This window comes from Mesorhizobium sp. M1348, from assembly GCF_040317925.1.
Classification (GTDB): domain Bacteria; phylum Pseudomonadota; class Alphaproteobacteria; order Rhizobiales; family Rhizobiaceae; genus Mesorhizobium.
This window is the reverse complement of the sequence record NZ_JAMYLH010000002.1, coordinates 512496-532308: the sequence shown is the minus strand read 5'-3', so window position 1 is coordinate 532308 and position 19813 is coordinate 512496. Positions and strand designations below refer to the sequence as shown.

The following is a 19813-nucleotide window of genomic DNA, read 5'->3' as shown; positions in this document are numbered from 1 at the left end:
AATTATGCAGATGTTCGATCCCGACCTCCTCAAGACTTTCCTCGCTTTCGTCGATGGCGGTTCCCTGGCGCGGGCCGCGTCGATCGTCGGTCGCTCGCCGTCCGCAGTGACCGCGCAGATGCAGCGGCTGGAGGATGTTGTCGGCGAACCGCTGCTGGTGCCGCAGGGGCGAGGGCGCGGCCTGACGCCGGCAGGCGAGGATCTGATCGCTCACGCGCGTCGCATCCTTGCCGCGCACCGCGAGGCGTGGCTGGCCCTCAAAGGGGCGCACGCCGACGGGCGCGTCGCCATCGGCACCACGCAGGATTTCGCCGATAGCGGCTTGCCGCAGCTTCTCAGGGCTTTTGCTGTCAGCCATCCGCGCGTCAGGATCGAACTGCGCGTCGGCCGTTCCGCCGAACTGGCGCAGGCTTTGCAGGCCGGCACCCTTGATCTGGCCATTGCCATGCGGCAGGTGCCGACACGGGACGAAGTCGGTGTGCTCAAGGAACCAATGATCTGGCTTTGCTCACAGAACGGGCTGGCCGCCCGCCACGACGAACTGCCCTTGGCGCTGCTCGATCCCCATTGCGGGTTTCGCGAAGCGGCGACCAGTGCACTCGATGCGGCCGGCCGTCGCTACCGCATTGCTGCCGGCAGTGCCAGCCTTGCCGGCCTGCGCACGGCGGTGCACGCCGGCATCGCCTTGACGTTGAGGACGGCGCGCTTCGCTCATTCCGGCATCGTCGAGGCGCCGCGCGATCTTGATCTGCCGCCGGTGCCGGTCGCCGAATTCGCCGTCCGCTTGCGTGAGGATGCCGACCGGCCGGCGCAGGATCTGGCCGCGTTGTTCAGCGGCAACCTGGCCTTGGCCAATTGAGCCAGCAAAGAAAAAGCCGACCTTGCGGTCGGCTTCTGAGTAAGACGGGCCGAGGGGTTTGGGGGGACTTGGGGTGGCCCGTCGCAGCCATAATGCCTGAGCCCTATGATGGTTCCGTGACTTTTAAAATTTATTTTCAGGAACGGATTTCTCGTGATCGGACCACCAACTCGCGCTCGGACGCGGCGAGGATTGGTCATGCATCCGCTGCGCGCTGCCTGGCCATCAGCCAGTCGCGGCCGGCGTGGGCGAACACAGCGCAAAGCACGATGGCGCCGCCGACCATGCTGGCTGCCGGCGGGATCTCCGCCAGGAACAGGAAGGCAAACAGGATCGCGAATGGCACTTCAGCTGAACCCAGCAATCCGGACTCGGCCGCCGGAATAAGCCGGGTGCCCTCCGTCCACAGGATCGAAGCCAGCGCGAACGAGGAGCCGAAGGTGGCTAGAAGCACAGCGTCCCTGGCCGAGACAGCCAGCGGATCGGCGACGAACCAGCCGAGCACGAACAGAAGGAATGCCGACACCGCACCCGCCCACACCACCGGCGTGTCGCGGAAGGCGCGCACCATGATCATGTAGAGCGCGCTGCCGATCGTCATCAGCAGCGCCAGCCCGTCGCCGAACAAATGGCCGGTGCCGAAGCCGGACCAGACCATGATCGCCACCCCGCATAGTGACACGGCGGCGGCGGCAAGCGTCTGCAGCCGGAACGGCTCGCGGACCAACAGGAGGGCCAGCAGCGCGGTGACGAACGGAGCCGTGGCATAGATGATCGCGACATTGGCGACAAAGGTGAACTTGAACGCCGAGATGAAGGCGATGCTGGCGAGCGCGCCTTCGATCGCCAGCAGCCAGCCTCGCCAGCCGAGCCGCAGGCTGTCGCGACCGCCGGAGCGCTGGCGGCGCCATAGCACATAGAGGCTGATCAGGATCGAGCCGACGAAGCCGCGCCAGCAGGTAATGGTCAGCGGGTCGGCATGGATCGATTTGGTCAGCACGCCGGTGAGGCCGAAGACGGCCGCCGATGCCGAGACCAGGATGATGCCGAGGGTACGTTCGCGGGCGCTTTCCACTGTGCCTGGCATGTCCAGCAATTCCGTCATCTCACCAGCCTACTCTGCCCCGTCCTGACACCATAGTGTCAGCTTGATCGAGGCGTCGTGCATCGAAACAGCAGACCGGCAGCCCCGGTGAACAGGATGCCGGCGAAAGCCTTTCGCGCGTTTCCAGGATGGCGATGTCGGCCATTGTCCGGCGGCCTTACGAATGTGTTGCGAGAGACGGTGTGAAAGCGTTGGATGCCCCCGTATCGTCAGGCTATACGGGCGAGACCCTGCTAAGCGCTACGCCAGCGCGCGCTTGCGTTTGGGGCAGGCGGCATAGCCGTTAAGCAGCGAAGCCAGGCAACTATAGGAGACGACGAAATGGATGCGATCGCATTGAAGGCCATGCAGGCGCCGCTGAAGGAGGCCTATCGCGACGACGCCTCGCGCGCGCTGATTACTCTCCGCGCCAAAGGCTCGATCGACGACCAATCGATCGCCTGCAAGGTCGAGACAGGCACGGCGATCGCCATTGCCGGGCTGCATCCGGCGACCGGCGGCACCGGGCTCGAACTCTGCTCCGGCGACATGCTGCTGGAGGCGCTGGTGGCTTGCGCCGGCGTCACGCTGAAGGCGGTAGCGACGGCGCTGGAATTCAAGCTTGGGGCCGCCACGGTGGAAGCCGAAGGCGATCTCGACTTTCGCGGCACGCTTGGTGTGGCAAAGGATGCGCCGGTTGGCTTCCGTGCCATCCGGCTGACATTCGGCCTCGACACCGACGAGCCGCAGGAGCGCGTCGATGCGCTGATCAAGCTGACCGAGCGCTACTGCGTCGTGTTCCAGACCATCAGCCAGAAGCCGGAGCTGGCGGTAAGCGCACGACGCTGGGGCTGCTGATCTCCCCCCTTGAGGGGGAGATGCCCGGCAGGGCAGAGGGGGTTGGTCCGACCGGGCTCGGCCCGCTGCAGCAGATGGAGGCCGGCGCTCCACGCGTGGCGACCCCCTCTGGCCTGCCCTCTTTGCCAAAACTTGGCATCTCCCCCTCAAGGGCCCCTCAAGGGGGGGAGATCACGCTGTCCTACTGCGCCGACGGCTCCTCGGCGTCGCCCTCGTCGGCGAAGGGCGAGGCGCTCGGCACGCACTGCACCGACCAGCCGGCCGGCGTCGGTTGCTTCTGGTATTCGGTTATGGCGAAGGTGCACTGTTCGCGGGTGTCGAATGTGCTGGGCAACACGACCATGCCGCCTTGCGGGCCGGCGATCACCAGATACCAGACTAACGCTACGCTCGGTGCCGCCATGGGTATTTCCTCGCTCTGCTTGTTTTGGGAGTCGCACGATCCTAGCAACTCCGGCCCAGCGGCGAAAGCTGGGCCAAAGCGCGGCGTTAAGCCACGGCATCACAGCCGCGTGATGTTAGGCCGCTTACTCCGGCTGCCGGTAAGCGACAAAGCGGTTGTGCTTGGCCTGGAAGATCAGCCCGGTCTCCTTGAGCGTAGGGCTGGCCAGCGGCACGATACGCTTGGCGATCTCCGAAGGGTGCGGCAGCGTTTCAGGATCCTCGCCGGGTACAGCCTGCGCCCGCATCGCGGTGCGCGTTGCCCCGGGATCGGCGGCATTGACCCTGAGCGGCAGGTTTTCGGTCTCATGCGCCCATGAACGCGTCATGGCCTCGACCGCCGCCTTCGACGCCGCATAAGGCGCCCAGAAGGCGCGTGCGGAGTGGGCAAGGCTGGAGCTCAGCACGATAGCGCGGCCGGCATCGGAAAGCCTGAGCAGCGGGTCGACCGAGCGGATCAGCCGCCATGTTGCGGTGACGTTGATGGTCATCACCTTCTCGAAGGTCTTGGCCTCGACATGGCCGATCGGGGCGATGACGCCGAGCACAGCGGCGTTGGCGACCAGTATGTCGAGCTTGCCCCAGCGCTCGTGGATGGCGCCGCCCAGCCGGTCGATCCCCGCCATGTCGGCAAGATCGAGCGGGACGAGCGTCGCTTGTCCGCCGCCTGCCTTGATCTGGTCGTCGAGTTCTTCCAACCCGCCGACGGTGCGAGCAACCGCAATCACATGCGCACCGGCGGCGGCAAGCTCCCTGGCGATGAAATAGCCGATGCCGCGCGAGGCGCCGGTGACGACCGCTACGCGGCCGGAGAGATCGAGGGCAGAAATCATGAGGTCACTCTGAGATCAAAGGTTACGGAGACCAGCTACTATCATAACCGGTTGGAAACCAGATTCCTCGACGCAGGTAGTGGCCGATATTCGGCCTGACATGGTTCGGGTCCAGGGTGTCGAGATCGGGGATGATCTTGATCCTGTAGGGGGTCGGAAATCTTCCGCTGGCAAACAACCGCGTTTTGGCGAGATCTACCGCATCCGTTTCGTCTTCTGCGGTGATGCCGACGCCCATCGGAAAACCGTGGCGGCGTCCTGCTTCAAAATCCAGCCAGAACAGCTTCAGCATTGAAGCGACGTCTGCTAAGACCCGCCGGCCGCTAACAGCGACAGCGTGCGCACATTGTCGGAGCCTTCGAAATCGGCAAGCCGGGTCGGATACTGGCCGGTGAAGCAGGCGTCGCAGAATTGCGGCTGCTCGTTGTCGCGGCCGGTTTCGCCGACGGCCCGGTAGAGCCCGTCGATCGAGAGGAAGCCGAGCGAATCGACGCGGATGAACTCGGCCATCTCCTCCACCGACATGCGCGACGCCAGCAGCTTCGACTTTTCCGGTGTGTCGACGCCGTAAAAGCAGGACGCGCGCGTCGGCGGTGAAGCGATGCGCATATGTACTTCCTTGGCGCCGGCATCGCGCACCATCTGCACGATCTTCTGGCTGGTAGTGCCGCGCACGATCGAATCGTCCACTAGCACCACGCGCTTGCCTTCGATCATACGGCGGTTGGCGTTGTGCTTGAGCTTGACACCCATGTGGCGGATCGAATCGCCGGGCTGGATGAAGGTGCGGCCAACATAGTGATTGCGGATGATGCCGAGCTCGAACGGAATGCCCGCGGCCTGCGAAAAGCCGATCGCCGCCGGCGTACCCGAATCCGGCACCGGCACGACGATGTCGGCCTCGACCGGACTTTCCAGTGCCAGCTCGGCGCCGATGCGCTTGCGCACTTCGTAGACGTTGCGGCCTTCGACTGACGAATCCGGCCGCGCGAAATAGACATATTCGAAAATGCAGAAGCGGGTCTTTTGCGGCTCGAACGGGAACAGGCTTTCGATGCCCTTGCTGGTGACGACGACCATTTCGCCGGGCTTCAGGTCGCGAACGAAACGCGCACCGATAATGTCGAGCGCGCAGGTCTCGGAGGCGAGGATCCAGGCGCCGTCGAGATCGCCGAGCACCAGCGGTCGGATGCCGAGCGGGTCGCGGCAGCCGATCATCTTCTTGGACGTCATTGCCACCAGCGAGAAGGCGCCTTCGACCTGGCGCACCGCATCGATGAAGCGCGAATTCAGGTCGCGCTCCTTGCTGGTGGCTACCAGATGCAAGAGCGTCTCGGTATCGGAGGTGGAAGAGAAGATGGCGCCTTGCTTCTGCAGCGCGCGCTGCACGGTCATGGCGTTGGTGAGATTGCCGTTGTGGGCGACGGCAAAGCCGCCATCGGCAAGTTCGGCGAAGAAAGGCTGGATATTGCGCATGCCGGCGCCGCCGGTGGTGGCATAGCGTGTGTGGCCGATGGCACGGTTGCCTTGCAGGCTGTCGATGACACGCTGCTTGGTAAAGGTGTCGCCGATCAGGCCGACATGGCGTTCGACATGGAATTGGGTGCCGTCATAAGAAACGATGCCGGCCGCTTCCTGGCCTCGATGCTGCAACGCATGGAGGCCGAGTGTGACGATGGCTGCGGCGTCCTGGCGGCCGAAAATGCCGAACACGCCGCATTCGTCGTGGAAATGGTCGTCGGCTTCGGCGGAAAGCACGTCGTCTGCGTCTGCCACTGAGGCTGCCATTGGGGCTCAAGCTCCGCTAAAGTCGCCATATAAGGTCATAGCGCATCGAAAGCAACGCACGTCGTGCACATGATCGGCAGTCTTGAGCCTCGCAAGTCTGCCGAAATCAGTTTGCCGGCGCCGGGTTTTCAGGTGCCGGCGTCGCGGGCGCATTGTCGGCCGGCGGCGCGTCGCTGTCGTCGGGTGCTGGAGCAGTGGCGTCGTCGCCGGCGGCAGGGGCTTCTGCTGCGGGCGCATCGGGGCCCAGAGGCGTCTCGGTGGCCGGTTGATTCGGGTTGAGCTTGTTGAGGATGGCGTTTTCCGGGTCCTCGGGCAGCAGGCTTTCCAGCTTTGCGCCGATCGATTCGAGCAGCGGCTTTGACTTGGCATTGGCAATCCAGCCTGGAGCTTTGGCGCCGGCCAACCAATTGAAGAAAAGCAGCGCGACAGCGACGACCAGGATGCCACGCGCCGCGCCGTAGAGGAAGCCAAGTGTGCGATCAAGCGCGCCGATCCTGGAATCGATGATCCAGTCGGCGAGCTTCATGGTGATGACCGAAACGACGATCAGCGCGACAATGAAGACGATACCGGCGGCCGCCGCCATGGCGGCCTTTTCGTTATCGATATAGGGCTGAATGTAAGGCAGCACCGGCTTGTAGAAGAAGAAGGCGGCCGCCGCGGCGGCTGCCCAGGAGATGATCGACAGGATCTCGCGCGAAAAGCCGCGAACCATAGCGAGCATCGCCGAGACCAGGGTGAAGCCGACGAGAATTCCGTCAAGCAGCGTAATCGGCATGTTTTTCGCCCCACTCCGATCTCTTTTTCACGGCTCGACGAGCCGCATCACTCTTGCTCGTCGGCGCGGCTGCGCCGTGAGCCGGCTATGCGCGCCACGAGATCGGCCAGCTCGGTGGGCTGGAAAGCGCCGGCTCCGATCCCCCCGGCTCCATTACCACCAACAAGTTCCTCGCTGCCCAAGGGCAGAACCGCGCTTCCGAAACCCAGCTTTTCGGCTTCCTTGAGGCGCTGCTGCGCATGCGCAACCGGCCTCACTGCACCCGAAAGGCTGATTTCGCCGAAATAGACGCAATCGGCGGGAAGGGCAAGACCGGTGAGCGAGGAAACCAGTGCCGCCGCCACCGCCAGGTCGGCCGCCGGCTCCGAAATTCGGTAGCCGCCGGCAACGTTGAGATAGACGTCGTGCGTGCCGAAGCGGACGCCACAATGGGCTTCCAGAACCGCCAGGATCATCGACAGCCGGGCACCGTCCCAGCCGACGACGGCGCGGCGCGGTGTGCCCAGCGTCGACGGCGCCACCAGCGCCTGGATCTCGACCAGCACCGGCCGTGTGCCTTCCATGCCGGCGAAAACCGCGGCACCCGGCGACTTCGCATGGCGTTCACCGAGGAAAAGCTCGGACGGGTTGGCGACTTCCCGCAAGCCTTTGTCCGACATTTCGAACACGCCGATCTCGTCGGTTGGCCCGAAGCGGTTCTTGACCGTGCGCAGGATGCGGTAGTGGTGGCCGCCTTCGCCCTCGAAATAGAGCACCGCGTCGACCATGTGCTCGACCACCCGTGGTCCGGCGATCTGGCCCTCCTTGGTGACGTGGCCGACCAGAACGATCGCCGCTCCTGTGGATTTCGCATAGCGGATCATCGCTTGGGCGGCGGCACGCACCTGGGTGACCGTGCCGGGTGCCGAATCGGCCATGTCGGTCCACAGCGTCTGGATCGAATCGAGAATGACCAGATCCGGCCGCTTGCCGTCGGCAATGGTGGCGAGGATGTCCTCGACATTGGTCTCGGCGGCGAGTTCGACGGAGGTGCCGGCGACGCCGAGCCGCTGGGCGCGCAGCCTGATCTGGGCGACCGCTTCTTCACCCGAGACATAGACGATGCGGTGGCCCTTTGCTGCCAGTGCCGCGGCGGCCTGGGTGAGCAGTGTCGACTTGCCGATGCCGGGATCGCCGCCGACCAGCAGCGCCGAGCCACGCACGAAGCCGCCGCCGGTGGCGCGGTCGAGCTCGCCGATGCCGGAGACGATACGCGGCGCGTCCTCGATGTCGCCGGAGAGGCTGGTCAGCACCACCGCGCGGCCCTTGCGGGCGTTGCGCGTATTGGCCGGGCCAGAGCCGATACCGCCCGACGTGCCTTCCTCGACCAGCGTGTTCCACTCGCCGCAGGCATCGCATTTGCCGGCCCAGCGCTGATGCACCGAACCGCAATTCTGGCAGATGAACTGAATGCGAGATTTGGCCATCAGGCGGATACCGTTCGCAAATGGTCGAGGGCTGGCGATCCTTCGCACCCCCCTCTGTCCTGCCGGACATCTCCCCCGCAAGGGGGGAGATTGGCTGTCATTGATGCTTTCACCAATCTCCGATGCCGCAAGAGGAGAACCGGCGGCAAAACTGCCGATCTCCCCCCTTGCGGGGGAGATGGCCGGCAGGCCAGAGGGGGGTGTGGCGGAGCGCGACGGTTGGTCAAAAAGCTACTCGAACCGATCCGGCAAATGATGTTCCTCGGCAAGGTCCGAGAAGCGGGTGAATTCGCCCTGGAAGGCGAGGCTGACCGATCCCGTTGGACCGTGGCGCTGCTTGGCGACGATGACTTCGGCCTTGCCGCGCATTTCGTTCATCTCATGTTCCCACTTGATGTATTCGTCGGTGCCCGGCTTCGGCTCGCGGTTCTTCAGATAATATTCCTCGCGGTAGACGAACAGCACTACGTCGGCGTCCTGCTCGATGGAGCCCGATTCGCGCAGATCCGAAAGCTGCGGGCGCTTGTCGTCGCGGCTTTCGACCTGGCGCGACAGCTGCGACAGGGCGATGATCGGCACCGCCAGCTCCTTGGCTAGTGCCTTGAGGCCGGTGGTGATCTCGGTGATTTCCTGGACGCGGTTTTGCGACGATTTCGCGCTCGATCCCTGCATCAGCTGGATATAGTCGATGACGATGACGTCGAGGCCGCGCTGGCGCTTCAGGCGACGTGCGCGGGCCGACAGCTGAGCGATGGAAATGCCGCCGGTCTGGTCGATGAACAGCGGGATTTTCTGCATGGTCTGCGAGCAGGCGACGAGCTTTTCGAAATCCATCTCGCTGATCTCGCCGCGCCGGATTTTCGACGACGGGATTTCCGTCTGTTCGGAAATAATGCGGGTGGCCAGCTGTTCGGATGACATTTCGAGCGAAAAGAAGCCGACGACGCCGCCATTGGCCGCCTTGAACGAGCCGTCCGCCTGCTGCGCCGGGACATAGGCCTCGGCGATGTTGAAGGCGATATTGGTGGCGAGCGAGGTCTTGCCCATGCCGGGGCGGCCGGCAATGATGATCAGGTCGGACGACTGCAGGCCGCCCATGCGGCGGTCGAGGTCGCGCAAGCCGGTAGCAACGCCCGACAAATGCCCGTCGCGCATATAAGCCGCATTGGCCATGTCGACGGCCGTCTTGACGGCATCGGTGAAGCTCTCGAAGCCGCCATCGTAGCGGCCGGTTTCGGCCAATTCGAACAGGCGCCGCTCGGCATCCTCGATCTGGTCGGAGGGCGACATGTCGACCGGCGCGTCATAGGCGATGTTGACCATGTCCTCGCCGACAGTGATCAGCGCGCGCCGCGTCGCCAGGTCGTAGATGGCGCGGCCATAGTCGGTGGCGTTGACGACGGTGACGGCCTCGACCGCCAACCGCACGACATATTGCGCCACCGTCATGTCGCCGACCTTCTCGTCGGCCGGCAGGAAGGTCTTCAGCGTGATCGGCGTCGCGATCTTGCCCATGCGGATGAGCTCGGCCGCGACCTCGAAGATCTTTCTATGCAGCGGCTCGTAGAAATGGCCGGGCTTCAGGAAGTCGGAGACGCGGTAGAAGGCATCGTTGTTGACCAGTATGGCGCCGAGCAGTGCCTGCTCGGCCTCGATGTTGTTCGGCGCCTCGCGATAGAGCGGTGTTTCCGCCACGCCGAATTTTCGTGCTGCCTCTGCCATGATGTCCCCGGTCCTGATCCCCGTCTCTCGATATCAGAACGAGACAAGTCGGTGATGACTTATCTGCATCAGTCCCCAACCAACCAACTTTGATGCCCGCGATTCACAGCCAGGATCTTTCGGTGGAAAGAATCTCGGTTGACTCGAATCAAGATGGCGAGCCTAGCCGTTCTCAGGCGAGAACAAAACAGGAAAATAGCTGCCGGTCATTCCGGCAAGGCATCACCCCAGTCCAGTCGCCGCGCGGCCTTGAATGTCTCGCCGTCGCGCTTGGTGAACAGTCGCTCGGCAGCACCCCCATCCTGTTGGCAAAGCTTCAGCAAGACCTTGCCGGAGCCCGACTTCGGCGGTGCGATCACTCGCGCTCGAGGCGGAGCGGCCGGATGGCGGGAAGCGGCGACAAAGATGAATTTCTCGTCCTCCCACGGCACCTCGGCATCCTTGGCCAGACGGTGCAGGCGCGAGCGGGCGACGCGGCGGGCGAAATGGCACCAGTCGGGCGCGACGAGCGGGCAGGGCGCCTCATGCGGGCAAGGCGCAAGCACGTGCGCCCCCGCCTCGATCAGTTGCCGACGCACGGCAAGGATGCGCTGCCAGCCGGCCGGCGTGCCCGGCTCGACGACCAGCAGCGTGTCGGCGGTCAGCTGCCAGAGTCGATCGACGAGTTTTGCCAGCGATGCCGGCGCGATCTCATCCAGCACATAGGCTGAAGTCACCAGCTCGGCCGGCTCCAGATCGACCAGGTCGACGGTGACGTCGCCGGTCCGCCAGGCGGTCCTGGCCGTGATCGCATCCGCGGCAAGTACTTCGCCGACCCGTCGCACCGCGGCGCCGGCCTCGAGTAGCACCGCCTGTTCGAGATCGGGCCAGAGATCGATTGTGGCCCAAAGCACCGTGCCAGGGCCGGCGCCGACATCGAGCAAGGTCTTCGGAGCATAGTCGGGTCGAGACTCGCCCACCGCATCGAGGCTGGCGCGAACGGCCGCATAGGTCGCCGGCAGCCGCGTTGCCAGATAGGCCTTCACCGCCATGTCTTCGGCCATGTGCAGGCGACCGTCGCGCAACTCTGCGCGGTAGCGGTCCGACAGCGTCTTTGCCGCTTGCTTAAGCATCGGCAACGGCACCTGTTCGAGAAGGCGGTCGACGCCTTGTCTAAGCGGGACGGGCAGTTCCATCGCTCACGCAGCCCGGGGTGCGAGCAGAACGACCGAGGCGCCAACGATGCAGATCGCGGCACCGGCAAGGTCCCAGCGGTCGGGATGCACGCCTTCCGCCAGCCACAGCCAGGCCAGCGAGGCGGCAATGTAGATGCCGCCATAGGCGGCGTAGGCCCGGCCCGCCGCGCTGGTGTCGACCAGCGCCAGCAGCCACGCGAATAGCACCAGCAAGACGAGACCGGGCGCCAACCACAGCGGCGACTTGTCCAGCCGCCACCACGCCCAGAACGAAAAGCAGCCGGCGATCTCGGCAAGTGCGGCGGCGACGTAGAGGAGGTAGGTCATGAAAAAAGGTCCCGCGTTGACGGGACCCTTTTCAGCGTGCCAGCCGGCGATGGCAAGCGGCAATGGCGCGATCGCCGACCGTCTACTCCGGATCCGCCACCTTGCGGCGGCGAGCCGGCTTGGCCGCCGGAGCCTTTTCACGACGTCCAAGATCGCGCATCTCCAGCGCCTTCTCGCAACTGGCCATGTAGTCGCGTGTCATTGGCAGCGTGTCGTTCTTCTTGGCGATCTGGATCTGGAAGATCACGAGATCCTGCCAGCGGAAGGCAGCTTCCGAGGCGGCAAGATAGAACTCCCACATACGGCAGAAGCGCTCGTCATAAATCGCTTTGGCCTTGTCGCGATTGGCGGCGAAGCGCTCGCCCCAATGCTTCAGTGTCTCGGCATAATGCAGCCGTAGAACCTCGATGTCGGTGACGACGAGCCCCGATTTTTCGATGGCCGGCATCACTTCGGAGAGCGACGGGATGTAACCGCCCGGGAAGATGTATTTGCGGATGAAGGCGCTGGTCGCCCACGGCACGCCGGAGCGGCCAATCGTATGCAGCAGCATGACGCCGTCCGGCTTCAGCAGCGTCGCCGACTTGTCGAAGAAGGTGCGGAAATGATTGACGCCGACATGCTCGAACATGCCGACCGAGACGATGCGGTCGAAACGTTCATTGAGTTCGCGATAGTCCTTGATGTCGAAATGAACCCGGTTTTGCAGGCCTTGCGCATGGGCGCGGTCGGTGGCGACGCCGTGCTGCTCGGTCGACAGCGTCACGCCCTGTACGTCGACGTCGAACGCCTTGGCGAGATAGAGCCCAAGTCCACCCCAGCCGGAGCCGATGTCGAGTACCGTCTGGCCCGCTTTCAGCCTGAGCTTGGCGGCGATATGGCGCTTCTTGGCTGCCTGTGCCTCGTCGAGCGTCATGTCCGGCTGCTCGAAATAGGCGCAGGAATACTGCATGTCCTCATCGAGGAAGAGGCGGTACAGGTCGCCCGACAGATCGTAATGGCGCTGCACGTTGCGGCGCGCCCGCGACGCCGTGTTGATCTGCTGCAGGCGCCGGAAGGCGTGGCGCAGACCCTCGATCGCCTTCGACCAGGTGGCATCGATACCGCCGCTGCCCATGTTCTGGAACGCAATGCGCATCACCCCCAGCACGCCGCCCTCGAGAATGTCGAGTTCACCGTCCATGTAGGCTTCCGGCACCGCCAGCATCGGATCGAAAGTGATGGCGCGCTCGGCATGCCTTGTCTTGATATGCATGTGCACCGGCTCGCCGCTGCCGTCACCGAAAGTCACCATCGAGCCTTGCGGCCCTGTCACCTTGAGATTGCCTGTGCGGACCAGGCGGTCGAGAACGCGTTTCAGCAGAATATTCATGACCAAATGTCCCCTCTCGGTCAGACAGGCTGTCTTATTCTGCATCAAGATATAGGGGTTCGAAAAGTTCCATTTGGCATAAAAATGCCCGGGTACGAGGCCCGGGCATTGGTCCAGAATAGCGATTAGCCGGCGAATGCCGACGAATGACGATCAGCCGTTGTCTTCGCCGCCCTCGAACTCCGCATTCGGATCGAAGAAGTTTTCCGGCCGCGCATTATCGTTGATGTCCTCGCCGTAGATGGCTTCGGCGGTGGTCAGCGTTTCGCCCTTGGCCTGGCGCTCGGCTTCGTCGGCCGTGCGGGCAATGTTGAGCGTGATGGTAACCTCGACTTCCGGGTGCAGCGCGATCGCCACATTGGTGACGCCGATGGTCTTGATCGGCTGGTTGAGCAGGATCTGGTTGCGGTTGACCGAAAAACCTTCCGCCGTCACCAGCTCGGCGATGTCGCGCGTCGAGACCGAACCATAAAGCTGACCGGTTTCGCCGGCCGAGCGCACGGCGATGAAGCTCTTGCCGTCGAGCTTTTCTGCAATCTGCGCGGCCTCGGACTTGCGCTCGAGGTTGCGGGCTTCGAGCTGGGCCCGCTGTCCTTCGAACTTCTTCTTGTTAGCTTCGTTGGCGCGCAGCGCCTTGCCCTGCGGCAGCAGGAAATTGCGGGCGAATCCGTCCTTGACCTTGACGGTGTCGCCCATCTGACCGAGGCGGGAAACGCGTTCGAGAAGAATGACTTCCATGGTTTTGTTCCTTCGCTTGGGCGCTATCCTCAGGATCGGCGCCGAATTGTCTGGAACAGGTCAGGAAGCTGGGGCGTCGCCGCCTGTGTCGCTGTCCTGCCTGTCGCGGCAGTTAGGATCTCTTGTCGAAATCCAACCCGGGATTTAGTGTTCGATCCGGCTACGCCCGTCGTGGCCGGTGAAAAAAAGCGGGCGGCGAACCGCCCGCGTAAATTTTAGCGGACCACGTAGGGCAGCAGGCCGAGGAAGCGGGCACGCTTGATCGCCTTGGCGAGTTCGCGCTGCTTCTTCTGGCTGACGGCGGTGATGCGCGATGGCACGATCTTGCCGCGCTCGGAAATGTAGCGCTGCAGAAGCCGCACGTCCTTGTAGTCGATCTTCGGCGCGTTGGCGCCGGAGAACGGGCAGGTCTTGCGGCGACGATGGAAGGGGCGCCGGGTTGGGATCTGATTGATGTCGACCATTATTCTGCGGCTCCTTCAAAGCCTTCGCGCGGACGGCGCGGGCCACGATCGGCACCGCCATCGCCGAAGCTGCGCGGCGGACGATCACCACGGTCACCGCGATCGCGGTCGCCGAATGAGCGCGGGCCACGATCGCCACGGTCGCGATCGCCGAAGCCGCCGCGTTCCGAGCGCTCTTCGCGCTTCTGCATCATTGCCGACGGACCTTCCTCATGCGCATCGACCTTGATGGTCAGGAAACGCAGTACGTCCTCGGACAGGCCCATCTGGCGCTCCATTTCATTGAGCGCGGCCGGCGGGCAGGTGATGTCCATGAGTGTATAATATGCCTTCCGGTTCTTGTTGACCCGGTAGGTGAGGGACTTCAGTCCCCAGTTCTCGACCCGGCCGACGGACCCGCCATTCGCGGTGATGACGCCCTTGTACTGTTCGACAAGCGCATCGACCTGCTGCTGCGAGAGGTCCTGCCGGGCAAGAAACACATGTTCGTATAGAGCCATAGTGTTCGTGCCTTTCTTCGTTTCTCTCCCGGTTCCCGGCGGCAAAAGCCTCTGCAACTTCTCTGACCCGCAATCCTTGCGAAGGCGGGGAAGAAAGGAGCATGACGAGACGGTCGAGAGCGGAGACACGGGAGGCGGAAGCGCTTCTGGCTTCACGCGAAGGTTCGAAAAACCTCCGGCCCTCCGTTCAGCCCCCAGCAAGGACCGGCAGATTGCGGGCGTCTATACAGGAATTTGACCGCAAAGCAAGGCCAAACGACAGGGCAAACGGCTCGATTAGTGTCCCACCGTCCCAGAGCGCCACGGGCCTCGACGGCAAGGTTTTACGGATTTCCTGAAACCGGACCTTAACCACCATGCGAAGTTCCAGCACCGGCGGGCGTGGCTTGCATCTTCGCATCTCGGCGACATCGACGCTACGCGCAAGGACGTCTTCGACCGTTATTTCCAGACCAATGTCGCCGGCCACAGGCCGCTCTCCCGCCGCCGCTGCTCAACTCGTATGCGCAGCCACTTTGCCTGTGGTTTCGGGGAAGAAATCGGGCGCCGCATGGCGCTTGCCGAACATCATGTCGTATTGCAGCAGACGGAAGTCGCGGATTGCCGGGTCGATCTCTTTCCGACGCGACCAATCGGGGGTGGCGTCGCCCCCCGGTGCCAACAGCAAATTGCGGTCGATGACGCGATAACGGTCCCGCAACTGGCCGAGGAAGCCGGTGTAATAGGGATGGGTGATGCCGGCTGTCTTCAGGATATGGTAGGGCAGGAAGGCCGGGCTGACGGCACCCAGATCCTCGGCCGGGCCACTGCGGTTCGACCAGACGATCAGCGGCGTCTGGTGGTGCAGCAGCATCTGGTCGGCCGCCTCCTTGCGCGGCGCCACATTGTCCTTCAGGAAACCGGTCTCGACGTAGACCGGCCCAAGCGGCGGCAGATGGTCGCCGAAGAAAGCGATGACCGTCGGCCGCTCGCGTTTCTTCGCCCATTCGATCAGCCGCTCGAGGCCGCGGTCCGCGTCGGAAGAGCCTTCGGCATAGCTCAACAGCGATTCACGCGCCCATTGGCTGATCGGCGCCTGCACCTTATGGGTCGGATTGTTATAGCGATACGGCTCATATGGTCCGTGGTTCTGCAGGCTGACGGCGAAAAAGAAGACCGGCTCGGCGCTGGTATCGGCCTCGTGGATGATCTCGTCCGTCATAGCTGCGTCCGACGCGAGCGGTCCGCGTTTTTGCATGGGGGGCAACGTCTCCTCGGACTTGAAGTCGTTGAAGCCGAAATCGGCATAGACCGCCCCTCGGTTCCAGAACCAGTTGGTGCCGGGATGGATGGCACGCGCCCGGTAGCCCTGACTTTTCAGGAAGGTCGCCAGCGAAGGGGTCGGTGTCCGCACATATTGCTGGTAGGGAATGCTGCCCGCCGGCAGGAAGGCGTTGGAAAAGCCGGTCAGGGCCTCGAACTCGATGTTGGCCGTCATGCCGCCGAATTCGGGGGAGAACATGTAGCCCGTGCGCAGTGCCCGCACATTGGGGATAGGGTCGGGTGTGATGGTGACGCCGGGCAGCTTGGTCGGATCCCAGAAGGATTCGCTCATGACGACGATGATGTCGGGCTTTTCAGCAGGTACCGAGGCCGTCACCTGCGGTTTGCCGATCGCTTCGATCGCCTTGTCGGAATAGCCGGGCGGCGCCGAGACATGGGCCATCGGGACGTTCAGCGCGAAGGCGAGCGCAAAACCGTTCGAAGCGTAGTTTTCCTTCTGGTCCCACATGATCGGGATGATCTGCAGCCGGTCGCGCGTCCACGAGAAAGTGGCATAGTCCATGATGGAGACGAAGAAGGCGATCAGCGGCACCGTCAGTGTCAGCCGGGCAAGGCGGCCCTTATGGCTGAGTGCCGGAACGCGGCGGCGCCATAGCCGCCAGCCATAGACGAGCAGCGACAGCCCGCCGACAATGCCGATCGCCAGGGCAATGGCGGTTCCCGGGCGATCGCGGACCAGGAGCGGCATCAGTGCCACGATCTGCCGGGAATAGAGGAAATCGGTCGGATAGAGCGGATCGCCGAGATAGAGCGACTTCTGGTGGCCGACGAACGCCAGCGACAGCGTCAGCGGCGCGACTATCATCAGGCTCTGATGACTGCGGCCGAGCACGGCGTCGAGGCCGATGAGGATCAGCGCAAAAATGATGATCGTGGTCCAGCCGGGTTTGAAAGGCTGCAGAAAGAAATCGACAGTGCCGGCAAAGTTGCCGCGCACGATCAGTTCGATGGCAAACACCAGGATGGCCGCGGCCAGCAAGCTGATAAGGCCATAGCGGATGACAGGCCATTTGCGCTCCGGTAGATAGCCGGTCGACGGATCGCCTTCAAGAAACTGTGGCGCCGCCTCGGCTGCGCTCTGCTTGGTCTTTGCCACTTCAATAGTTCCCCGGCCCGCAACAAAAGCGTCACTCGATTGTCATCGAACTGTGACGCAAAGCCTAGCGCCTGCGGCGAAAATAAGAAGAGCCAGCAAACAAATCGTGAGCGGTTTTCATCATGAGTGATCGCCAAAAAGGCCTGCCGAAACAGGCACTCGGCCGCCATTACGAGGTGAAGGTTGGACTTGACTTGGCCGCACGCCTTGCGTCACAGGCAACGAGAACCAGCAGCTGGGAGCCGACGATGGCCATCGCATTCACCTTTCCGGGGCAGGGCAGCCAAGCTGTCGGCATGGGCAAGGACCTCGCCGAAACCTTTGTGGAATCGCGGCAGATCTTCGAGGAAGTCGACGACGCGCTCGGCGAAAAACTATCGCAGCTGATCTGGGAAGGGCCGGAAGAGATGCTGACGCTGACCGCCAATGCCCAGCCGGCGCTAATGGCGGTGTCGCTTGCCGCAATCCGGGCGCTGGAGGCGCGCGGCTTCTCCCTGAAAGGCAAGGTCACCTATGTGGCCGGCCACTCGCTCGGCGAATATTCGGCACTTGCGGCCGCCGGTTTCGTTTCGGTCGCGGACGCTGCCCGGCTGTTGCGCATCCGCGGCAACGCCATGCAGGCGGCGGTACCGGCAGGCGAGGGCGCCATGGCGGCGATCATCGGGCTGGAACAAGCCGACGTCGAGGCCGCTTGCGCAGAGGCCGCCCAAGGCGCGGCTAAAGATCCCGCACAAGCCTTGGTTTGCCAGATCGCCAATGACAATGGCGGCGGCCAGCTGGTGATCTCCGGCGCCCGGCCGGCGGTCGAACTGGCGGCGAAGCTATGCACGGAGAAGGGCGCCAAGCGGGCGCTGATGCTGCAGGTCTCGGCGCCCTTCCATTCGGCGCTGATGAAGCCGGCGGCCGAGATCATGCGGGAGGCGCTGGCCGCCGTGACGAAGATTGCGCCGGTCGTGCCGCTGGTCTCGAATGTTACGGTGACCCCGACGAGCGATCCCGACGAGATTGCCCGCCGCCTCGTGGAACAGGTGGTCGGGCGCGTGCGCTGGCGCGAAACGGTGGAGTGGTTCGGCGCGAATGGCGTTGCGACGCTCTACGAAGTGGGCGCCGGCAAGGTGCTGTCGGGGCTGGCCCGCCGCATCAACCGCGACATTGCCACCAGCAGCATCGGATCGGCGGCGGAGGTCGAGACGGCACTTGCCGCCTTGGGGTGACCACGTAGCTTGAATTCATCGGTGCTTGCCGCTAGATGAATACATGTATCGCAACGAGGTGCGGCATGCCCACATCGATCCGCCTTTCTCCTGAAGTCGAGCAGCGCCTGGATTTTCTCGCCGCCAAGACTGGTCGCAGCAAGGCCTACTATCTGCGCGAGCTCATTGAACGTGGTCTGGAGGACTTGGAAGATTACTACTTGGCTGCCGAAGTCGTTGAGCGGATCAGGCGTGGTGAAGAAGACGTCATGAGAGCCGAGGACTTCTGGCGTGGCCTGGACGCTTGAATACGCCCGCTCGGCGCGAAAATTTGTCGAAGAATTGGATCCGCAGACACGTCACCGTATCCGTGATTTTATCGAAAACCGCATTGCCGTTCTCGACAACCCGCGTGAACTCGGCAAACCGCTGAAGGGTCCGCTCGCAACCTTTTGGAGATATCGCGTCGGAGATTATCGCATCATTTGCGATGTGCAGGATAACCGGCTCGTCATTCTGGTGGTAACCATAGGCCACCGCGGCGACGTTTTAAGATAGCCGAACTCGCCAGCCCCTATGATTGGCCAGTATGATTTGGGAAGAGGATAAAACATGTTCGAATTGACCGGCCGCAAGGCGCTCGTCACTGGCGCATCGGGAGGCATCGGCGAGGCGATCGCCCGCGTGCTGCATGCCCAGGGCGCCATCGTCGGCCTGCACGGCACACGTATCGAGAAACTGGAGGCGCTGGCCGCCGAACTGGGCGACCGGGTAAAGCTTTTCCCGGCCAATCTTTCCAATCGCGACGACGTCAAGGCGCTCGGCCAGAAGGCGGAGGCCGATCTCGAAGGCGTAGATATCCTCGTCAACAATGCCGGCATCACCAAGGACGGGTTGTTCGTACGCATGGCTGACGCCGACTGGGATAGCGTGCTCGAGGTCAACTTGACCGCCGTGTTCCGGCTGACCCGCGAGCTTACCCATCCGATGATGCGGCGCCGCCATGGCCGCATCATCAACATCACCTCAGTGGTCGGCGTCACCGGCAATCCCGGCCAGACCAATTATTGCGCCTCCAAAGCCGGTATGATCGGCTTTTCCAAATCGCTGGCGCAGGAGATCGCCACCCGCAATATCACCGTCAACTGCGTCGCCCCGGGCTTCATCGAATCGGCGATGACCGCCAAGCTCAACGACAAGCAGAAAGAGGCGATCATGGCGGCGATCCCGACCCGGCGCATGGGCACGGGCGCCGAAGTCGCCTCTGCCGTCGCTTACCTAGCTTCCAACGAGGCAGCCTACGTCACCGGCCAGACCATTCATGTCAATGGCGGCATGGCAATGATCTAACACTTGGGAAAACGCTTCATTCCGTCTTGGATGCACGGGATTTTTCGTGTAATGCCGCCCGCAACCCGGCGGTTCGGGCAAAAACCGGTCCTGTTCCGTTGCGTTTCCGGCAGGACCATCTTTCAGCTTGATTAGCGGCATTCTGCCCGCTAACGAAGACAGACAACCAAAAGACGAGGATGCCCAAATGAGTGACACCGCAGAGCGCGTCAAGAAGATCGTCATCGAGCACCTTGGCGTCGATGCCGACAAGGTGACGGAGCAGGCGAGCTTCATCGATGATCTGGGCGCGGACAGCCTCGACACGGTCGAACTTGTCATGGCGTTCGAAGAAGAATTCGGTGTCGAGATCCCGGACGATGCGGCCGAGACCATCCTGACTGTTGGCGATGCGGTGAAATACATCGACAAGGCCTCCGCCTGACGCTATTTGCAGTCATTACCGG

The 19813-nt window shown here is 63.3% G+C and carries 23 protein-coding genes; 7 read left to right on the top strand and 16 right to left on the bottom strand.

The annotated features are described in order from the left end of the window. Positions 1-4 precede the first annotated feature (4 nt). A complete protein-coding gene (locus NKH13_RS06770) occupies positions 5-859 on the top strand; it encodes a LysR substrate-binding domain-containing protein (RefSeq protein ID WP_352911520.1) in 855 nt (284 codons plus the stop codon). Between the two features lie 196 nt (positions 860-1055). Here the strand turns inward: NKH13_RS06770 and NKH13_RS06765 are convergent, their stop codons facing one another. Next, positions 1056-1964, bottom strand: a complete 909-nt coding sequence (locus NKH13_RS06765; RefSeq protein ID WP_502908320.1) for a DMT family transporter — start codon at positions 1962-1964, stop codon at positions 1056-1058. 321 nt (positions 1965-2285) lie between these two features. On the opposite strand from NKH13_RS06765, the gene NKH13_RS06760 reads away from it, so the two are divergent. Beyond that, on the top strand, positions 2286-2801 hold the full coding sequence (locus NKH13_RS06760) for an OsmC family protein (RefSeq protein WP_352911517.1): 516 nt from the start codon (positions 2286-2288) through the stop codon (positions 2799-2801). A gap of 181 nt (positions 2802-2982) precedes the next feature. Here the strand turns inward: NKH13_RS06760 and NKH13_RS06755 are convergent, their stop codons facing one another. From NKH13_RS06755 to NKH13_RS06685, 15 genes are all read right to left on the bottom strand, one after another. Continuing rightward, positions 2983-3204: a hypothetical protein gene (locus NKH13_RS06755; RefSeq protein WP_292662211.1), complete on the bottom strand. Its 222-nt coding sequence runs from the start codon at positions 3202-3204 to the stop codon at positions 2983-2985. A 124-nt stretch (positions 3205-3328) separates the two neighbouring features. Then, complete coding sequence (locus NKH13_RS06750) at positions 3329-4075, bottom strand: SDR family NAD(P)-dependent oxidoreductase (protein ID WP_352647445.1); 747 nt, start codon at positions 4073-4075, stop codon at positions 3329-3331. 22 nt (positions 4076-4097) lie between these two features. After that, positions 4098-4367: a hypothetical protein gene (locus NKH13_RS06745; protein ID WP_352911513.1), complete on the bottom strand. Its 270-nt coding sequence runs from the start codon at positions 4365-4367 to the stop codon at positions 4098-4100. Positions 4368-4381: 14 nt separating this feature from the next. Then, the gene (purF, locus tag NKH13_RS06740) at positions 4382-5851 is read right to left on the bottom strand and encodes an amidophosphoribosyltransferase (protein ID WP_352911510.1); all 1470 of its coding nucleotides are present in this window, start codon (positions 5849-5851) and stop codon (positions 4382-4384) included. 118 nt (positions 5852-5969) lie between these two features. Further along, positions 5970-6641, bottom strand: coding sequence for a CvpA family protein (locus NKH13_RS06735; RefSeq protein ID WP_352911507.1), 672 nt, complete (start codon positions 6639-6641; stop codon positions 5970-5972). A 47-nt stretch (positions 6642-6688) separates the two neighbouring features. Continuing rightward, positions 6689-8107 (bottom strand): DNA repair protein RadA, encoded by a 1419-nt coding sequence (gene radA, locus NKH13_RS06730; protein WP_352911504.1) that lies wholly within the window; start codon positions 8105-8107, stop codon positions 6689-6691. 231 nt (positions 8108-8338) lie between these two features. Next, positions 8339-9829, bottom strand: coding sequence for a replicative DNA helicase (locus tag NKH13_RS06725; protein WP_023677714.1), 1491 nt, complete (start codon positions 9827-9829; stop codon positions 8339-8341). A gap of 206 nt (positions 9830-10035) precedes the next feature. After that, positions 10036-11004, bottom strand: a complete 969-nt coding sequence (locus NKH13_RS06720) for a small ribosomal subunit Rsm22 family protein (protein ID WP_352911501.1) — start codon at positions 11002-11004, stop codon at positions 10036-10038. A 3-nt stretch (positions 11005-11007) separates the two neighbouring features. Beyond that, complete coding sequence (locus tag NKH13_RS06715; RefSeq protein WP_352911499.1) at positions 11008-11331, bottom strand: YnfA family protein; 324 nt, start codon at positions 11329-11331, stop codon at positions 11008-11010. 82 nt (positions 11332-11413) lie between these two features. Then, positions 11414-12703: a cyclopropane fatty acid synthase gene (locus NKH13_RS06710; RefSeq protein ID WP_352567445.1), complete on the bottom strand. Its 1290-nt coding sequence runs from the start codon at positions 12701-12703 to the stop codon at positions 11414-11416. 153 nt (positions 12704-12856) lie between these two features. Continuing rightward, positions 12857-13441 (bottom strand): 50S ribosomal protein L9, encoded by a 585-nt coding sequence (gene rplI, locus NKH13_RS06705; RefSeq protein ID WP_254820243.1) that lies wholly within the window; start codon positions 13439-13441, stop codon positions 12857-12859. Between the two features lie 215 nt (positions 13442-13656). Then, positions 13657-13905 (bottom strand): 30S ribosomal protein S18, encoded by a 249-nt coding sequence (gene rpsR / locus NKH13_RS06700; RefSeq protein ID WP_006203718.1) that lies wholly within the window; start codon positions 13903-13905, stop codon positions 13657-13659. Continuing rightward, on the bottom strand, positions 13905-14405 hold the full coding sequence (gene rpsF, locus NKH13_RS06695; RefSeq protein ID WP_292663863.1) for a 30S ribosomal protein S6: 501 nt from the start codon (positions 14403-14405) through the stop codon (positions 13905-13907). The genes rpsR and rpsF overlap by 1 nt, the downstream gene beginning before the upstream one ends. A 187-nt stretch (positions 14406-14592) precedes the next feature. Beyond that, entirely contained in the window at positions 14593-14874 is a 282-nt protein-coding gene (locus NKH13_RS06690; RefSeq protein ID WP_352911495.1) for a hypothetical protein, read from the bottom strand. A 24-nt stretch (positions 14875-14898) separates the two neighbouring features. Further along, positions 14899-16824 (bottom strand): LTA synthase family protein, encoded by a 1926-nt coding sequence (locus NKH13_RS06685; RefSeq protein ID WP_352911492.1) that lies wholly within the window; start codon positions 16822-16824, stop codon positions 14899-14901. 248 nt (positions 16825-17072) lie between these two features. Here NKH13_RS06685 and fabD point away from each other — a divergent pair, with 248 nt between their 5' ends. From fabD to NKH13_RS06660, 5 genes are all read left to right on the top strand, one after another. Continuing rightward, positions 17073-18038, top strand: a complete 966-nt coding sequence (gene fabD, locus NKH13_RS06680; RefSeq protein WP_352911489.1) for an ACP S-malonyltransferase — start codon at positions 17073-17075, stop codon at positions 18036-18038. A 65-nt stretch (positions 18039-18103) separates the two neighbouring features. Further along, positions 18104-18325, top strand: a complete 222-nt coding sequence (relB, locus tag NKH13_RS06675) for a type II toxin-antitoxin system RelB family antitoxin (RefSeq protein WP_352467166.1) — start codon at positions 18104-18106, stop codon at positions 18323-18325. Then, entirely contained in the window at positions 18309-18575 is a 267-nt protein-coding gene (locus NKH13_RS06670) for a type II toxin-antitoxin system RelE family toxin (protein ID WP_352911486.1), read from the top strand. Before relB ends, NKH13_RS06670 begins: the two co-directional genes overlap by 17 nt. A gap of 54 nt (positions 18576-18629) precedes the next feature. Then, positions 18630-19367 (top strand): 3-oxoacyl-[acyl-carrier-protein] reductase, encoded by a 738-nt coding sequence (fabG, locus tag NKH13_RS06665; protein ID WP_292663869.1) that lies wholly within the window; start codon positions 18630-18632, stop codon positions 19365-19367. Between the two features lie 187 nt (positions 19368-19554). Further along, on the top strand, positions 19555-19791 hold the full coding sequence (locus tag NKH13_RS06660) for an acyl carrier protein (protein WP_006203723.1): 237 nt from the start codon (positions 19555-19557) through the stop codon (positions 19789-19791). Positions 19792-19813 lie beyond the last annotated feature (22 nt).

Coding starts and splice junctions, on each gene's coding strand:
- NKH13_RS06770 (WP_352911520.1), top strand. CDS start 5: ATGCAGATGTTCGATCCCGACCTCCTCAAGACTTTCCTCGCTTTCGTC.
- NKH13_RS06765 (WP_502908320.1), bottom strand. CDS start 1,964: ATGACGGAATTGCTGGACATGCCAGGCACAGTGGAAAGCGCCCGCGAA.
- NKH13_RS06760 (WP_352911517.1), top strand. CDS start 2,286: ATGGATGCGATCGCATTGAAGGCCATGCAGGCGCCGCTGAAGGAGGCC.
- NKH13_RS06755 (WP_292662211.1), bottom strand. CDS start 3,204: ATGGCGGCACCGAGCGTAGCGTTAGTCTGGTATCTGGTGATCGCCGGC.
- NKH13_RS06750 (WP_352647445.1), bottom strand. CDS start 4,075: ATGATTTCTGCCCTCGATCTCTCCGGCCGCGTAGCGGTCGTCACCGGC.
- NKH13_RS06745 (WP_352911513.1), bottom strand. CDS start 4,367: ATGCTGAAGCTGTTCTGGCTGGATTTTGAAGCAGGACGCCGCCACGGT.
- NKH13_RS06735 (WP_352911507.1), bottom strand. CDS start 6,641: ATGCCGATTACGCTGCTTGACGGAATTCTCGTCGGCTTCACCCTGGTC.
- radA (WP_352911504.1), bottom strand. CDS start 8,107: ATGGCCAAATCTCGCATTCAGTTCATCTGCCAGAATTGCGGTTCGGTG.
- NKH13_RS06725 (WP_023677714.1), bottom strand. CDS start 9,829: ATGGCAGAGGCAGCACGAAAATTCGGCGTGGCGGAAACACCGCTCTAT.
- NKH13_RS06720 (WP_352911501.1), bottom strand. CDS start 11,004: ATGGAACTGCCCGTCCCGCTTAGACAAGGCGTCGACCGCCTTCTCGAA.
- NKH13_RS06715 (WP_352911499.1), bottom strand. CDS start 11,331: ATGACCTACCTCCTCTACGTCGCCGCCGCACTTGCCGAGATCGCCGGC.
- NKH13_RS06710 (WP_352567445.1), bottom strand. CDS start 12,703: ATGAATATTCTGCTGAAACGCGTTCTCGACCGCCTGGTCCGCACAGGC.
- rplI (WP_254820243.1), bottom strand. CDS start 13,441: ATGGAAGTCATTCTTCTCGAACGCGTTTCCCGCCTCGGTCAGATGGGC.
- rpsR (WP_006203718.1), bottom strand. CDS start 13,905: ATGGTCGACATCAATCAGATCCCAACCCGGCGCCCCTTCCATCGTCGC.
- rpsF (WP_292663863.1), bottom strand. CDS start 14,405: ATGGCTCTATACGAACATGTGTTTCTTGCCCGGCAGGACCTCTCGCAG.
- fabD (WP_352911489.1), top strand. CDS start 17,073: ATGGCCATCGCATTCACCTTTCCGGGGCAGGGCAGCCAAGCTGTCGGC.
- relB (WP_352467166.1), top strand. CDS start 18,104: ATGCCCACATCGATCCGCCTTTCTCCTGAAGTCGAGCAGCGCCTGGAT.
- fabG (WP_292663869.1), top strand. CDS start 18,630: ATGTTCGAATTGACCGGCCGCAAGGCGCTCGTCACTGGCGCATCGGGA.
- NKH13_RS06660 (WP_006203723.1), top strand. CDS start 19,555: ATGAGTGACACCGCAGAGCGCGTCAAGAAGATCGTCATCGAGCACCTT.